A 16023-nucleotide genomic window follows, 5' to 3' on the forward strand; every position below is an offset into this window, starting at 1 on the left:
AGTCATGGATATTTTGATCGTTGATGATGAAACAGTTATTCGCGAAGGTATTCAGAGGACCCTGCAAAATAGGTTTCCCGAACACCACATTCATCTGGCGGCCAATGCGGAACAAGCTATCACTATGCTGCGCGGCCATCACATTCATATTGTGCTTACTGATATTTTAATGCCGGGGATGACCGGACTTGAGCTCATGAACATGTCTAGGGGTCGCCATCCGCATGTAAAGTGGGTCGTCATATCCGCTTATTCGGAGTTCGTCTATGCACAAGAGGCCGTTCGGCTGGGAGCGAAAGATTATTTGCTTAAGCCCATTGGCAAGGAAGTTCTTGCCGAGATGATTGGTAAATTGAGTGAGGAAATCGCTCGCGAGACAGAGTTGACGGAAGAAACTGATCTGTTGAAAATGAATCGCAGATACTTGCAAGAGGCAGTATTCCAACGTTGGGCGCTAGGCCTGGACATCGGTCGTATTGACATGACGCCGTTCATGGAGCAGCATCCTTATTTCAATCTGATTATGGTGAAAATGGAAAGCGACAAAGTTGTTCATCTTGAGAATTTTATAATTGAGAACGTGCTTCAGGAGCTTATTAAACAATATGGCAAAGGATTTGTAACCGTGCATGATAGCAAGAGTCTATTAGGGCTGGTTACACTTTCTGAAAGTGGAAGCTTAACGCTGCTCATTGATGAACTGCGGAGCCATCTTGTTAAATATTTAAAGGTACCATTTCAAATCATGAGCACTGAGCGCATTGAACAGTTCCAGTCTGTGCCTTCCGAGGTTCAGCGAATGAGGCAAGCCGCCATCACACAGGTTTACGAGCATTACGCTAGCGGCAGTGACCGCTCTATCGAAGTCGCGCTGCAATATATCCGCACACACTATCACGCAGATTTGTCACTGGAGAAAGTGGCCGCTATCGTCTACTTGAATCCTGTCTATTTCAGCCAGCTTTTCAAGCAGAAGACGGGACAAGGATTCAAAGAATACGTCATCCATCTGCGGTTGGAGCAAGCTAAGCAACTGCTTATGAATCCCAAACTGAAGCTTGCAGAAGTTGCAGAACGCATTGGCTACCAAGACATGCGCCATTTCTCGCAAGTGTTTCGTAAGAAGTACGCCGTCACGCCTTCGGAATACCGTCAGGAGCAGCAGTTGAGCATCACGGATAAATGTTAGTCAGTTTTTTTGATAACCTTGTTTAAAACTAAATATAAGAAATTACTTAAGAGGTCGCCTATTGGCGACTCTTAGTCATACTAGAGAATCCCAAAACCTAGCTCTCTACAGCCGTAGTTTGTTTCTTGTTTAGGGAGGGAAGCACGAGCCCAAAGTAGCAACCGGCACCGAGCAAGCACACGCCAAGTGCGTAGTAAAGCATATTCACGGATAGCCAGGCAGGGAAAGCAATGGCGATGAGGCCTAACGCAGCAGAGTGGGCCATCATCATAAGCGGATCCATCCAGGCCGTTACGCGGCCCATCTGGGTGGGGAGGACGATTTCCGGTATCCAACCGCCAATGACAACATTGACAGGGGCAAGCGCACAGCCAATAAGCGCTACAAGCGTAAGGAACAGCCAAATGTGGCTAAGCGTGCCTAGCACCATGGTCAGAACGCCAACCAGCAGTAATCCGCTGATAAGTATGTTCATCTTGCCGAACTGCTTTACTAATGTAGCAGCTAAGGCGCTGCCTATGAGGAAACCGATTCCTAAGCATATGGTTAACAAGGAGGCGTAGGTTTGGTAATGATCAGGGCTTAGCTTGTATTTCATCGTAAAGATAGGAAGCACAGCGAATCCGCCGTTGACGAAGCCGAGCACAACAAATCCACTAATCATTGCTTTCAGCAGCTTGTGTTCCTTGATATATCGTAGCCCTTCCCGAAAGTCGGTGAAGATTAGGCTGAAGTTGATGTCTTTTAGCTGGGTGCGACCATTCGGCAGCCGCACTTCTTGAGGAAATCGGCAAAGCGCCACAAGCGTCCCTGAGATGAGGAAGCTAACCCCATCGATGATGATGGCTGCTTCAATGCCCAGATACTGATAAGCGGCTGCGCCGAGCCCCATCCCAAAGAGCATGAATAGACCCATTAGCGTCTGATTGAGGCCAGCGGCTTGCACATACTGATCAGGCTCCATGATGCCTTGTAGCAAACAAGACTCTGCAGGCGCAAAGAAGCGGGCTACCGCACTGCGCAAGAACAAAATAGCGAATGCGGCTATAAGCCAATTACTGTGAACGCTAAGCAAAAGCAATACAGTAAGACCTGCTCGAATCCAGTCGCTGTTCGCCGCGATTCGCTTGCGATCCAAGCGGTCGGCAATCACGCCGACGAATAAAAAAACCGCGAGCGTTGGCAGGGCGTACATAAGCTCGGCGATCGTCGCATAGAAGGGCTGCGAGCCGAAACGGTCAAGCAAGTAAAAAGCGAACGCCATGTTGCCAACAACGGTACCAAGCTGGGAGGCGAAGTTGGCGAGAAAAAGTCGGGTGAAAGAAGCGTTGCGAAATAAGCTCATCATAGGCACACACTCCGATTTATGGATGGACAACGCCCAACAGCTGTTTGCTGTAAGCGATTAGTGCATCGATTTGATTTTCCACTTCGGCTTGCTCATGACCTACGGCTAACGTATGCGTGAGAATACCGTCTAATTGGGCAGCGATAATTTTCGCAATAAGCGGCACCGATAGCGTTGGCTTGAACTCCCCTCGTTCAATTCCTTTCTCAATCAGAGTGGTGAAGATCCCGAAACCGCTGGCGTATCTGCCTGCTAGCTGTGCCTTTCGTTCTTCGCTGCGCCAACCTGAAATGAAATACTCGTACATGACTGAAGCCATGCTGCTGGAACTTTCCGCGAGATCCTCTTTTTGCTGATCCAATAAAGCAGCGACGGTCTCCCACATGCTGGATGATTGAGCAAGCTGATTTTCCACCTGCTTGGTATTGTCCGCATCCATTCTTTCAACAATGGCCGCGAAGATTTCTTCTTTCGATGAAAAATAAAGATAAATCCATCCACGGCTCATCTCCGCCTCTTCTACGAAATCCTTCATTGTTGCAGACTCATAGCCTTTACGGATAAATACACGCTCCGCTGCATCCAGCAACTGTCGTCTACGTTGTTCTTTATGCTCATCGGATACCTTTGGGGACATCATCTTTCTCCTCTATATATGAATATAAATGAATCATGTGTCATTTATTATACTGACACACGATTCATTTTACAACTGATTTTGGAAAAAAAGGCGAGTGTGTTAAAATAAAAGTTATTCAGCAAATTTCAACAAAAAATAAATATTCCATTTTAACGGAGGCAGGCACAGTGGCATTCCATATCAAGCTGAAAGAGCTGCGGCAGCAGCAAAACCTTACTCTCCGTAAGCTCGGTGAGAAAGCTGGAGTCAGTTATTCCATTTTAAACTCGATCGAGAATGGTCGAATTACGCCGTCGGAAGATGTCGTTATAGCGCTATCCATCGCACTAAAAGTTGCGGACAGGGAAGAGCTGCTAGCCTTAGTAAGAAATCCCTCTTAGGATAAATTGCATTACCGTTTATTGTGTGGTAAAGTAATAATAGTTCTTAAAGATTTAACCTGAATTGCGTATTGCAAAGGGTTGTCATTTAAGTGATGAAACCTTTTCCAATGTGTAATTTTTTTGTTCGAAACAAGAAAAAAGACATGTTAATAAAACTTTGGAGGTATTACCCATGGCAGTAGGAACAGTTAAATGGTTTAACGCAGAAAAAGGATTTGGATTTATCGAAGTTGAAGGTGGAAACGATGTATTCGTACATTTCTCCGCAATCACTGGCGAAGGTTTCAAATCTTTGGACGAAGGCCAACGCGTTGAGTTCAACGTAGTTCAAGGCAACCGCGGACCACAAGCTGAGAACGTTGTAAAACTGTAAGCTTCAGCTTGCACATATAGCATTCTCGAAGAACGACCCTCAACTTAGGTTAAGGGTCGTTCTTTTTTGCGTTTATTTAACCCGGATAAGGGTTTTTTACTGCCTTAACTGTGTAAGTGTCGTTTTTGGAAGAGAGGACGAAATCCGGTTTGCCGTGTTTGCGTTCTTGACGATGACCCTCCAGATGAGGCTCGCTCAGCTCCCATTGTTTCCATAATCTTTCGTTTTCCCAACGAATCATCACGATAATTTCTTCCTCGCCTTTGCGGGCTTGCTTGACCATAACGCTTAGATCGACGAACCCTTCCGCTTTCTCGACGGCTGCTTCTGCTGTGAACCGTTGGACCACCTGATCTGAAAAGCCTTCTTTCACAACAATAGATAACATTTCTATTAGCATCAAGGATAAGACTCCTTTCTTGAATAAACATAATTCTCATTCTATTGATATTCATTCTCACTGTCAATTTCATCTCCAATTTGAATTTGTTGGAATGGTGGTTTACAAAAGCATTTATTCGAAGGTAGAGTATTCATATGAGGAAAGTGAGAACGTCAAGGAGAGTCGGGTACACGTGGCAATCAAGGATATCGAAATGTTCAAAGGATTTTCTAACTTGGAATTAGCCAAGCTTTTAGGCAAATTAGAAAAAATAGAGATGCCTGTCGGATCTTCCTTGTTCGAGCAAGGAGAGTTCGGGGACAGCATGTATCTGATCAAAACCGGGAAAATTGAATTATTTTCTAAGACTCAAGAAGGAACTCATCAGTCGCTTGCCTTTTTATATGAAGGGGATACGTTGGGTGAGATGGCGTTGTTAACGGACGAGCCCCGCTCGGCCACGGCTGTTGCGGCTGTTGATAGCGTTTTATATCATATTGATCGAGAAACATTTGATCGCTTGATCGTGGAGCAGGGGCAGATTTCCGCGTATTTTATTCGGCTTCTCTCCCAACGGTTAGTCATGACGAATGAACGATTGCAAGCATCCAAGGAAGCGAAAGCGCATTGGCTGGAGAAGGAATTGGAACAACTGCCGAAGCCGTTGGTAAAGTTCCTGTTTTGGCTTGCTTGTTTGCCGCGAGTGAATGACGCATTAATTACCTATGCGTTTCAATTTGATTTTGATGAGAACGTGAAAGCTTACCCTATTCTGCAACAGTTCATACATATAGATGACACTAAAGCGCCATGGCTGCAGTTACGAGCCGAGTTTGCACAGGAGCTTCGAAACATCTTTCCAAGGCACTATGCATACGTGGATCAACAGGCATGGGCAGAAGAGGCCGCAGCCTTCTATGAGGCGCAAGAAGAATGGTCATCTGTGGTGGATATTTATGCATCCCGAGGCGAGTGGGGGAGGGTGCTTGACGTGGTGGAGCGCGCAGAAGGCGCTCTACCGGAGTCTGATCCGCGGCTGCAAGAGATCGGCCATGCGCTTCGGCGCTGTCCGGAGGCGCTGCTGGTTGAAAGCTATGAGATTTTGATGTTCTATGTCCGCTACTGTGTGGAACACGCACCGGAAGCGGGCTTGTCGGTTATCGAGGCTACGCTGGATAAGCAAGGGGCCGTCTATGCTGCGCAGCAGCTCGTCACCATCTACGAGTGGGGAGCCGATCTGTGCCACAAGCTCGAGCGTAAGCAGCTGGCTCTGGAATATTTGCAGCTGGCGGAAGCAACCGCGTTGTCGCAATCGGGGTCTTCACAGCCGCAGCGCAGCGAAGAGCGAATCTATGGTCTGGCCAAGCAGATGCTGGCCAGACGCAAGAGCCAGCTCCTCGCCGAGAAGGCGGGAAGGCTTGGGCAGCGCAGCCGCTTGCTTGGCTTCGCGGCGGTCATTCTTGCCGTGCTGTCCATGCTCGGCTTTCACTATGTCGAGCCAGTCGCCGGCTTGTCGCGGCACGGCATGGACTTCATCGGGATCGGCCTCGCGGCCGTGATCCTGTGGATCGTCAACATCATGCCCGACTACATTGTCGCGCTGGGCATGGTCATGCTCTGGGTGCTCGGCGGATTAGTCGAGCCGCAGGTTGCTTTGTCGGGCTTCGCCTCCCCGACCTGGCTGTACATGATCTTCATCATGGCAATGAGCGCTGTCATTACGAAATCCGGCTTTCTCTATCGCTTCTCGCTGCATGCGTTGAAACGGTTCCCCTCTCATTATCGGGGACAACTCTGGGGCATCGTGGCCGGCGGGATCATCCTGAATCCGATGATTCCCTCCTCTTCAGCCAAAGTATCGCTTGGCGTTCCGATTGCTCAAACGCTATCCGAATCGATGGGATTCGGGGCACGCAGTCATGGAGCGGCAGGGCTAGGGTTAGCAGCTATGATTTTTTATGGGTTTACGGCACCGTTCGTACTGACAGGCTCTTACACGAATGTACTGGCATACGGTCTTGTTGCTTTATCAGCACCGATTTCATGGGTACAGTGGTTTTTTTACGCACTACCAGGATTTCTTATATTTAGCGGTGTTCTGCTAGCTATCCTATTTATGATGTTCCGAAATACATCGGCAGCCAAGCCGATTTCCAGTGAAGTGTTGAACGAGCAGCTTCGTTTGCTCGGGCCATTATCGCGTGAAGAGCGTATTGCTGTGTCAACCGTGCTGGGCTGCATAATCATGATGGTGCTTCAGCCCTTGCACGGTATCGATAGCGCGTGGATCATGCTCGTTGGTTTTGCCGTGCTTGTTATTAGCGGCGTGTTGGATCGGCCTACGATGGCCAGTGGCATCGATTGGACGTTTTTGCTCTTTCTGGGTGTGGCCTTTAGTTTCTCGGCAGCCACCAATGAGCTCGGTCTTGTTGAGGCATTATCCGCCTTTCTTGGTGAACATATGGGTATCTTCATTTCGTCACCTTATTATTTCCTGGCAGCGGTTATTGTGCTGTCGTTCGTGGTGACGCTCATCGTCAGAGATGACCCGGCAGTTATCTTACTCGTAACGGCTCTGCTCCCACTCGCGCAGAAGGTTGGCATTCATCCATGGATCCTTGTCTTCGTGGTGCTGTTATCCACTGATCCCTTCTTCTTCGCTTATCAATCGCCGACTTACCTGACAGCTTACTATAGCTCGGAAGGGAAATCCTTTAGTCATAGGCAAGGCCAGAAGATTGCGCTTGGCTACGGCTTAGCCGTTTTACTTCTGGCGATTGTTTGTGTCCCCTATTGGAAATGGCTGGGCTTAATTCAGTAAGCTAAAATCAGCAGATGACTTATGAAAAATATGAGCTTTGATGTGCTTACGGAGTCAGCACATAGGTGAGGCCACTGAAAAATCGCTTTTAATAAAGTGGAAAAAAGTAAAAGGCTCTCCTTTCAGAATCCATGCTTGAACTTTAAACAATCGGGTACGAATGGCACCCTGTGAATTAAGACCCGCCCGTCTGGACATAACAGCCGTTATTTGCCCTTTATCCCTTGTCTTGCGCCTGCTTCCGGACATACGTTCCGTTAAGTGCGGAAAAATCGTAGACATCGGCCTCTGATTGCTCGAATAACGGCGCTGCTGTCCGTTAAGTTCCATATAGGTCATTCAAGACGACAATAACGGAACCACGGTCCTTTCATCAGTTCGTTCATTGGTCCATATATCGGTTCGGTTATCTCCTCCCCCTCTTGCACCCTCTTACCTTTCTTCAAGCTCCGATTTCGATGTTGAGCACCTGAAAAAGACGACTCTAAATTCAAGCAATGAATTGGAGTCGTCTTTTTTGATACAACTATTTAATTCACTAAAAAAACGGAAGGTTTTCAGTGGACTCTACATGTGTGCCGCTCCGTTTTTTCTTCGAACCTACATGCTAATGGTGTGTCGTATCTCGTTTTTGTAAAGAGCAGGCGTAAACATTCATTTATATAAATCAACCCAAATTTGACAATGATAATCATTATCATTTAAAGTATAGAAAGAAATAACTAGCAAGGATGTGGACAATGATGTTAAAAAGCACCTGCTCCGGTGTCCCTGCGTTGCATTATCAAAAAACGGACGAATGCCATATTGAGAGCAAAACGACACTGGAGCTTCCGCCTCGCGATGGATATATGTTTGCTTTTGTTCGGGATGAGATCATTCGAGTCACGTTGGAAGATGAGACCCATCGACGGACGGCTAAGGTGCTGACAGGTGAACTGTTCTACATCCCTCCTCATTGTCGCTGCGTATTGAAAAATAGCGAGCCTCACGGAGCGAGCCTCGTTCTCATACATTTCCAAAAGGAATTATTTCCTGCTTCATCTTGGCGTAAAGAAATATCTGATTTCTTAAGTATGGGAGAGCTGCAGCTGTATAGCTTCCGTATGCCGCATATCCAGCATTGGATTCCTGATTTTCTCAGCGATTGCGGTCAACCTGACCTTTCCTTGTATTACCAGCTGCAATCGCATCTTTACATGATGGCTGCCTCTTTTGGGACGTTCTTGCAAAGACCGAAATCGGTTGACGATGATTTGGTCGAGTATGTCGAACAAACGAAACAATACATGTTGGAACATTATAATCAAACCATAGACATTGATGAAGTCGCTCGCCTCTCCGGTTCCAGCAGACGTTTTTATCAAGCCTTCCGAAGTATGACGGGACTTAGTCCGCTTAAGTTCGTTACGACAATTCGCTTAAATCGCTCACTCAGCCTTTTAGGCAGCTCCCCCTCTTCCATTATGGAGGTTGCGCATACTGTCGGTTATTCGGATGAGCTCTATTTCAGCAGGTTATTCAAGAAGCATATGGGGATATCCCCCAGTGAATATATGAAGCAGGCTCAGACGCGGATTACGAATCTCTGTCCTATTTTTCATGGTGATTTGGCGGTTCTCGGCATTAGTCCCAAAGTTAGTTTGCATAAGGATTGGTGGCTAGAAGACGATCTGCAGCCTTACATCGAACAAATCCGGAATAGTCAGCCTGAATTAATTTTATCAGGTCCTATAACAGATGAACTGTACATGACGTTATCCGAAATCGCTCCGGTTAAGGTTATTGAATGGCGTTCGTATACTTGGAAAGAAACCTTGCTGAAGATCAGTTCATATATCGGCTTGTTCAGTGTTGCACAGCGCTGGCTCACCTATTTCGATATGAAGGTAGAGAATGCGCGTGAGCATATTCGGGAGCATCTCGGTGGAAAACCGTTCCTGCTCGTTAGTGCATTTGAGAAACATTATCGGGTTTATGGCTTGCATCGCAAAAAGATGAAGGACTTATTTTATGACGAATTGCAAATCACGCCCCCACCACCAGCGGACAAGGTAGATTTTCTGGATACGTATACGTTGAACGAGGTTGCTTCGCTTGATTGCGATAATGTTCTGTTCTTCGTCTCTACTTCCCTCTCCAATGAATATTGTATGAAACTCGAATCCTCCTGGCGTCGTCTGAAAAAAGCTCAAAGCCTTCAAGAGCAGCGATGTCTGATGATTCGCCATCAAGGATTGCTCCTTTACAATGCTACGATGCATGACAGTTTAATTGATGAAACCGTTTATCATTTATTGTCTAAATGATGGCGCTGCAAGAAAATCCATTCCGAAAACAGAAAAGTCCATTCACGTTCTCTTTCTTTCATGCAAGAATAGAATTCGTTGATAACGATTATCAATGATAAGTATTCTCATTATTCCTGATCTCGGAATGACAGATAGGAGGACGTATGGAATTAGCCCAATTACTGAAGGAACGACGTTCGGTACATGTATTTGAGAATCGTCCTGTTGCCTTAGAGCTGGTGAAGGAACTATTGGATACAGCCGTATGGGTCCCGAATCATCGGATGACACAGCCGTGGCGCTTCGTTATTGTGCAAGGCGAAGGACGCCGTAAGCTGGCAGACATTGTTCGTACGCTGCGGGAAAAAAATGAGTCTGATCCGGCCAAGGCAAAAGAAATCGGCCAAAAATTTTATGATAAGTTCATGTCGATCCCGATGTTTCTCGCGGTAGTGATGACAGAACATACACATCCGGTTACAAGGGAAGAGGATTATGCTTCCACAAGCTGCCTCATTCATAATTTCAGCCTGCTGGCTTGGGAGCAAGGCATCGGCCTAGTGTGGGAAACGTATCCGCTGCTGCATCTCACAGAGTTCCGCGAAGCGTTGGGGGTAAAACCGGGTGAGAAAATCGTCGGAAGCCTGCACGTTGGCTATCCCGCCCAAGTCCCAGCTGCACAGAAACGCAAATCAGCCAGAGAGCTTGTAACCCTTATAGAGTAACTCTTACCCTATTATTGAAATGTTAGGATGCGTTATGAAAAAGAGATATTTAGTCATCGCCCTGGTGCTGCTATCGGTGGCATCGATCTTTATTGGCGTCAAGAACATTACACCGCTTGATCTGTTTCACTTATCGGAAGATCAGGCACATATATTACTTGTGAGTCGGCTGCCCCGCTTGATCAGCATTTTGATTGCCGGAGTCAGTATGAGCGTAATCGGTCTCATCATGCAGCAGTTAACCCGGAATAAGTTCGTATCGCCGACTACGGCGGGTACGATGGACAGTGCCCGGTTAGGCATACTCGTTGCAATGATGTTGTTCGCCAATGCGACGCCGATTCAGAAAATGCTTGTTGCTTTCATATTTGCGCTTGCAGGAACGTTCGCGTTTATGAAAATATTGGACCGTATTCGCTTCAAGGATACGATTTTCATCCCGCTGGTCGGATTGATGTTCGGGAGCGTAATCACGTCGATCTCAACTTTTTTTGCTTACAAGTATAATCTCATCCAAAACATTTCTTCCTGGCTGCAGGGCAACTTTGCTACGGTGATGAAAGGCCGCTATGAAATGCTGTATATCAGCATTCCCATGCTTATCATTGCCTATCTTTATGCGAGTCGGTTCACGATTGCGGGGATGGGAGAAGATTTTGCAACAAATCTTGGATTGAAATATCGACAGGTCGTCAATCTGGGCCTCATCATCGTAGCAGTCGTAGCATCCGTTGTTATTTTGAGCATAGGCACCATCCCCTTTCTGGGTTTGATCATTCCGAATATCGTTTCGATCTATCAAGGGGATAACCTAAAGAAAATTCTTTCGCACACCGCTTTACTGGGAGCAGTTTTCGTGCTGTTCTGCGATATTCTGGGTCGCGTAATCATTTATCCCTATGAAATTCCGATTGGCTTAACGGTAGGTGTCATTGGCAGCGGAATTTTCATTTATTTGCTGATGAGGAGAAAGGCTTATGACGTTTAGATTCAAATTGAGCCTTCTTGGTATCATAGCCGCAGGCTTAACTGTTGCTTTTCTAACTGTGCATGCGGGCGGCAATTGGGACTACATCCTCCCCAGAAGAGGCGTGAAAATCCTCAGCATCATCCTAACTGGCGCAGCTATTGCGCTCTCTACCGTTTGGTTTCAGACGATTACGAACAATCGTATCCTTACGCCCAGCATTATTGGGCTCGATGCCTTATATATGTTGATGCAGACCGTAGTTATTTTCTTGTTCGGCTCCAAAAGCGTGCTTGCTGCCAATGTGAACGCAAATTTTGCCCTCTCCGTGGTTGGCATGATGCTCTTTTCGTTATTGCTGTTTAAGCTGCTGTTTAAGCGCGAAGGAAGAAATTTGTATTTTCTCTTGTTGGTCGGCCTTATTCTGGGTACATTTTTCAGCAGCTTTACGACATTCATGGAAGTGCTCATTGATCCGAATGAGTTTGCGATTTTGCAAAGCCGCTCATTTGCCAGCTTTAACAATGTGAATACGAAGCTGCTGCTCGTCGCCATTGTCGGAATTGCCGTTGTTCTGATATACAGCATGAAATTCATCAAATACTTGGATGTGATTTCACTAGGCAAAGAGCACGCGGTCAATCTTGGTGTTCCGTACGAATATGTGGTCAAGCGCATTTTGTTGCTTATTGCTGTTCTTGTTTCTATCGCGACAGCGTTGGTCGGTCCGGTTACGTTTCTTGGCTTGCTTGTGGCAAACCTTTCCTATCAATTCATGAAGACGTACAGACATCGCTATTTGCTCCCCGGCGCCATGTTGATCAGTGTAATTGCGTTAGTCGGTGGTCAACTCATTGTTGAGCGAATCTTCACCTTTTCCACACCGCTTTCTGTCATCATCAATTTCGTCGGAGGCGTTTACTTCTTATACCTGCTGTTAAGGGAGAATAAGTCATGATCGAAGTCAAACATGTAACCAAGCGGTATGGCAATAAAGCAGTCGTTGATGATGTATCCCTACGGATCGCTAAAGGGGAGATTACTTCCTTCATTGGTCCGAACGGTGCGGGTAAAAGCACCTTGTTGTCGATGATAAGCCGACTCATTACGAAGGATAGCGGTGAAATCTATATCGATGGCGAGGATATCAGCAAAGGCAAGAGTCAGCAACTAGCTAAAAAAATCTCCATCCTTAAGCAGTCCAACCATATCAATGTCCGGTTGACCGTGCGAGATTTAGTTAGTTTTGGACGGTTTCCGTATTCGCAAGGAAAGCTGACCAAGGAAGATTGGCAATTCGTGGACGAAGCCATCGACTATATGGAACTAGGCGACATGCAGCATAAATATTTGGATCAATTGAGCGGTGGCCAAAATCAGAGAGCCTATATCGCCATGGTCATCGCTCAGAACACCGAGTACATACTTTTGGATGAACCTCTTAACAATCTCGATATGAAACATTCTGTACAAATTATGAAGGTGCTCCGCCGCCTGGTGGAAGAGCTAGGAAAGACGGTCATCCTGGTTATACACGAAATTAATTTCGCCTCGTGCTACTCGGATACGATTGTAGCCTTGAAGCACGGGAAAGTGGTCAAGGAAGGTCCTACGGATCACATTATCGACTCCGCAGTTTTAAAAGAAATCTATGACATGGATATACAGATTCACGACATTCATGGAAACAAAATATGCGTCTATTTTGCTTAACGGCTAATCAAAGAAAATGAAAGAGGTATCTATGATGAGTAAAAAGCTATCTATTCTTGTTTTAACGTTAATCGTTGCTATTTTCGCAGCAGCTTGCGGCAATGGAAGTAAAACGAGCACAGAAACATCCAAACCTGCGGCAGCAAGTCCTCAAGCGTCGGCAGCAGCAACCCCTGAGGCGCCAACGGAAATTACCGTTAAGCACAAATTGGGCGAAACGAAAGTAAAAACAAATCCGAAAAAAGTATTCGTCTTTGACTACGGTGTGCTGGATTCCCTGGACCGTCTAGGTGTAGAAGTGGCGGGCGTTCCGCAAGCCAATCTTCCTTCCTATTTGAGTAAGTATAAGGATGCCAAATATATAAATGCAGGAACTTTGTTCGAACCTGATTTCGAAAAAATCAATGCCTCCAAAGCAGATCTTATCATTATCTCGGGACGAGCAGAGAAAGCTTATCCGGAACTGAGCAAAATTGCACCTACGATTTTCTTGGCTGTTGATAATGCGAACTATTTAGGTTCCTTTAAAGAGAACGCTGAGATATTGGGTAAAATTTTCAACAAGGAATCGAATGCCAAAGCCGAAGTGGCAAAAATCGAGGATGCTGCCAAACAACTGCAAACGAAAGTAACAGCTTCGGGTAAAAATGCGCTTGTGGTTCTCGTCCAAGATACAGCGCTTAGCGCTTATGGTTCAGGCTCCCGCTTTGGCATTATTCATGATGTTTTCGGGTTCAAGCCTGCTGATGCCAAAATTGAAGTTTCCACTCACGGACAAAATATTTCCAATGAATACATTTTGGAGAAAAATCCAGACTACCTTTTCGTCGTTGACCGCGGAAAAGTCGTAGATGGCAAATCAACCGGTAAACAAATCATTGAGAACGAGATCGTGAAGAAAACGAATGCATTTAAAAATGGCAATATCATTTATCTGGATGCTAACTACTGGTACCTGTCCGGTGGCGGACTGATCTCTGTTGAAGGTATGGTGAAAGAAGTGGCGGCTGGTGTGAAGTAAGATGAAAGAGTAAATAAGAAATTAAATGTTTGGTTTGGGTTAAGCGGAAGCTTAACCCTTTTTGATTTTTTGTTAAAATGAGGAGTCAAATCTACTTATGATGATGTTTGGCGATGAACGTAATCATGGGGATGCGTTAGTAAAAAATCATAAGGAATATATAAGGTTAAATGTTCCCTATAAAGTACCCAAATTGAAGAACTTCACGGAAAGGGCTTACACGGTTAGGCTGTGAAGGATGCCATGATATATGAAGAGAGTCCCGCAGGGAAAAAGCTCCCGCAAACTGACTGCTGTAACACTGTTTTTCAGTGTTACAGCAGTCAGTCAAAGCCGTAAACTCCACTATAACGCTGATAAACGTGCTTACAGATAGACAAGTCGATCAAAAGTGACATATTTGCAACTTTAGCACTGTTTTTCAGTGTTACAGCAGTCAGTCGAAGTCGCAACCTCACTATAACGCTGAAAAACGTGCTTACAGATAGGATCGACAGGATCTTCTGGCGGTTTTTCTCGAGAGATAAGAATGTATATGTTTGGGGTTTGGGTTAAGCGGAAGCTTAACCCTTATTTGATTTGGTAGCGCGCGGCACAACCTACTGTGCGGTTAGCGAAGGTTGGCGCGCTTGAGTAGCCGCTGGATGGAGCGATTGGCTTCGGGCAGGACGATGTCTTTGTCGATCGTCCGCATAATGCGATTTTCCATCACGATACGACCATTAATGATCGTCGTTTCCACATCGGCGCGTGTCGCAGAGTACACGATACGCGAAATCGGATCTACGTCGAAGGACGGATACGTATGGAAATTGTTGAGATCGAGAATAGCCAAGTCAGCTTTCTTGCCGACTTCGAGACTGCCGATCTCCTTCTCCATGCCAACGGCACGAGCTCCGCCAATCGTAGCCATGCGAAAAACGGTTTGGGCATCCATCGCAGTCGGGCCATGGATGGGTTTCTGGATTAATGCGGCGAGGCGCATTTCGTTGAACATATCGAGATTATTGTTGCACGGAGCGCCATCGGCACCCAAGCTGACAGAGATATCAAGCTTCAGCATCTCCGGTGTCTCGGCAATACCCGAGGCAAGCTTTAAGTTAGAACCTGGACAGTGGCTCACGTGCACGCCTCGATCATGGATGATGCGTTTCTCCTCTTCATCAAGCCAGATGCAGTGTGCCAGGATGAGACGTTCATTGGCTAAGCCGAGATGATCGAGATAGACGACATTACGCATGCCGGTTTCCGCTTGCACGATTTCGATCTCTCCCAGATTCTCTGAAGCGTGTGTATGCACTTTCACTTGGTACTTCTCGGACAAGCTGCGCACCTCACGCAGCAGATCTTCCGTACACGAGATGACGAATCGCGGGGAAAATGCATATTGGATGCGCCCACCGTCGTGGCCGTTCCATTTCTCCAGCAAATCTACGCTTTGTTGGAGTGAATCGAAGGTCTTCTCCTGCAGGGCAAACGGGACCTCGTCCCCTTTGTCCATCATTACTTTGCCGGATAGCGCACGAATCCCGGTCGTAGCAATCGCTTGAAACGCGTAGTCGGTATGGTGCACCGTCTCCATATCGACGATCGTTGTCGTACCGCTTTGAATCAGCTCACCGATCCCGAGCATAGCGGAATAATAGATCGATTCCTCGTCATGCGAGCCTCCAGCGGCCATATTCGCTTTTTCAACCAATCCATTAATTCCAGATCGTCCCCCTTGCCGCGGAACAGTGTTTGGCATAAATGAATGTGGGTTTGCACAAAGCCCGGAATGATCGTGCGATGTTTGGCGTCAATCACCTTGTCCACGTGCGCGGGGGTCAAGTCTGGGCCTATCGCCGTAATTCGATCATTTTCGATCAGAATATCCCCTGTAAGTATATCTCCGTTGCGGTTCATGGTTACAATTTCTGCATTTTTAATTAAAAGGGTCGCCATCGTTATAAACCTCCTACTTCTGTCTATTGTATGAAGTCAGGGGACACAAAAAAACTAGCCATGAAAAATATGCCGATGCGCACATTTTTCGTAGCTAGAAATTTACGGTTTCTAAGTAGAGACCCTTAATCCAATTATTAAGGTTATACGAAATGGATAGTATTCAGTTCCGTTCCTGCTTTCCTACATCGTAAACGGATCCGAAACATTTGTCAACACTGTGTTA

At 46.4% G+C, this 16023-nt stretch carries 14 protein-coding genes, 1 pseudogene and 1 riboswitch; of the genes and pseudogenes, 10 read left to right on the forward strand and 5 right to left on the reverse strand.

The window, feature by feature from the left end; translation table 11 throughout:
• Nucleotides 1-4: 4 nt before the first annotated feature.
• The gene (locus FU659_RS18140; RefSeq protein ID WP_147948869.1) at nt 5-1189 is read left to right on the forward strand and encodes a response regulator; all 1185 of its coding nucleotides are present in this window, start codon (nt 5-7) and stop codon (nt 1187-1189) included.
• A 97-nt stretch (nt 1190-1286) separates the two neighbouring features.
• Here FU659_RS18140 and FU659_RS18145 read toward each other — a convergent pair whose 3' ends face one another.
• Entirely contained in the window at nt 1287-2537 is a 1251-nt protein-coding gene (locus tag FU659_RS18145) for an MFS transporter (protein WP_261807896.1), read from the reverse strand.
• Nucleotides 2538-2553: 16 nt separating this feature from the next.
• Complete coding sequence (locus tag FU659_RS18150) at nt 2554-3177, reverse strand: TetR/AcrR family transcriptional regulator (protein ID WP_147948870.1); 624 nt, start codon at nt 3175-3177, stop codon at nt 2554-2556.
• Nucleotides 3178-3344: 167 nt separating this feature from the next.
• On the opposite strand from FU659_RS18150, the gene FU659_RS18155 reads away from it, so the two are divergent.
• Together FU659_RS18155 and FU659_RS18160 are read left to right on the forward strand one after the other, a co-directional pair.
• Nucleotides 3345-3557, forward strand: coding sequence for a helix-turn-helix domain-containing protein (locus FU659_RS18155; RefSeq protein WP_187274226.1), 213 nt, complete (start codon nt 3345-3347; stop codon nt 3555-3557).
• Nucleotides 3558-3732: 175 nt separating this feature from the next.
• Complete coding sequence (locus tag FU659_RS18160; RefSeq protein ID WP_028555213.1) at nt 3733-3933, forward strand: cold-shock protein; 201 nt, start codon at nt 3733-3735, stop codon at nt 3931-3933.
• Between the two features lie 76 nt (nt 3934-4009).
• Here FU659_RS18160 and FU659_RS18165 read toward each other — a convergent pair whose 3' ends face one another.
• Nucleotides 4010-4333: an antibiotic biosynthesis monooxygenase family protein gene (locus FU659_RS18165; RefSeq protein ID WP_147948890.1), complete on the reverse strand. Its 324-nt coding sequence runs from the start codon at nt 4331-4333 to the stop codon at nt 4010-4012.
• A gap of 175 nt (nt 4334-4508) precedes the next feature.
• Between FU659_RS18165 and FU659_RS18170 the strand changes: the two genes are divergently transcribed.
• Nucleotides 4509-7136, forward strand: a complete 2628-nt coding sequence (locus FU659_RS18170) for an SLC13 family permease (protein ID WP_187274227.1) — start codon at nt 4509-4511, stop codon at nt 7134-7136.
• 54 nt (nt 7137-7190) lie between these two features.
• Here the strand turns inward: FU659_RS18170 and FU659_RS18175 are convergent, their stop codons facing one another.
• Complete coding sequence (locus FU659_RS18175) at nt 7191-7475, reverse strand: hypothetical protein (protein WP_187274228.1); 285 nt, start codon at nt 7473-7475, stop codon at nt 7191-7193.
• A gap of 401 nt (nt 7476-7876) precedes the next feature.
• Between FU659_RS18175 and FU659_RS18180 the strand changes: the two genes are divergently transcribed.
• The 6 genes from FU659_RS18180 to FU659_RS18205 all read left to right on the forward strand — a co-directional run bounded on the left by FU659_RS18180 (nt 7877) and on the right by FU659_RS18205 (nt 13853).
• Nucleotides 7877-9445: an AraC family transcriptional regulator gene (locus tag FU659_RS18180; protein WP_187274229.1), complete on the forward strand. Its 1569-nt coding sequence runs from the start codon at nt 7877-7879 to the stop codon at nt 9443-9445.
• 146 nt (nt 9446-9591) lie between these two features.
• On the forward strand, nt 9592-10152 hold the full coding sequence (locus tag FU659_RS18185) for a nitroreductase family protein (protein ID WP_147948875.1): 561 nt from the start codon (nt 9592-9594) through the stop codon (nt 10150-10152).
• A 34-nt stretch (nt 10153-10186) separates the two neighbouring features.
• Nucleotides 10187-11140 carry an ABC transporter permease gene (locus tag FU659_RS18190; RefSeq protein ID WP_147948876.1) on the forward strand — a complete coding sequence of 318 codons (954 nt, stop codon included), beginning with the start codon at nt 10187-10189 and terminating at the stop codon, nt 11138-11140.
• Nucleotides 11130-12077 (forward strand): iron chelate uptake ABC transporter family permease subunit, encoded by a 948-nt coding sequence (locus FU659_RS18195; protein WP_147948877.1) that lies wholly within the window; start codon nt 11130-11132, stop codon nt 12075-12077. The genes FU659_RS18190 and FU659_RS18195 overlap by 11 nt, the downstream gene beginning before the upstream one ends.
• A complete protein-coding gene (locus tag FU659_RS18200) occupies nt 12074-12832 on the forward strand; it encodes an iron ABC transporter ATP-binding protein (RefSeq protein WP_147948878.1) in 759 nt (252 codons plus the stop codon). Before FU659_RS18195 ends, FU659_RS18200 begins: the two co-directional genes overlap by 4 nt.
• A 34-nt stretch (nt 12833-12866) precedes the next feature.
• On the forward strand, nt 12867-13853 hold the full coding sequence (locus FU659_RS18205; protein ID WP_147948891.1) for a siderophore ABC transporter substrate-binding protein: 987 nt from the start codon (nt 12867-12869) through the stop codon (nt 13851-13853).
• A 610-nt stretch (nt 13854-14463) separates the two neighbouring features.
• Here the strand turns inward: FU659_RS18205 and FU659_RS18210 are convergent.
• Nucleotides 14464-15797, reverse strand: a pseudogene (locus FU659_RS18210) (5'-deoxyadenosine deaminase).
• A 71-nt stretch (nt 15798-15868) separates the two neighbouring features.
• Nucleotides 15869-15968, reverse strand: a riboswitch (purine riboswitch).
• Between the last annotated feature and the right edge of the window lie 55 nt (nt 15969-16023).

Origin of the sequence: Paenibacillus sp. N3.4 (assembly GCF_008017805.1) — a bacterium.
Lineage (GTDB): Bacteria > Bacillota > Bacilli > Paenibacillales > NBRC-103111 > Paenibacillus_E.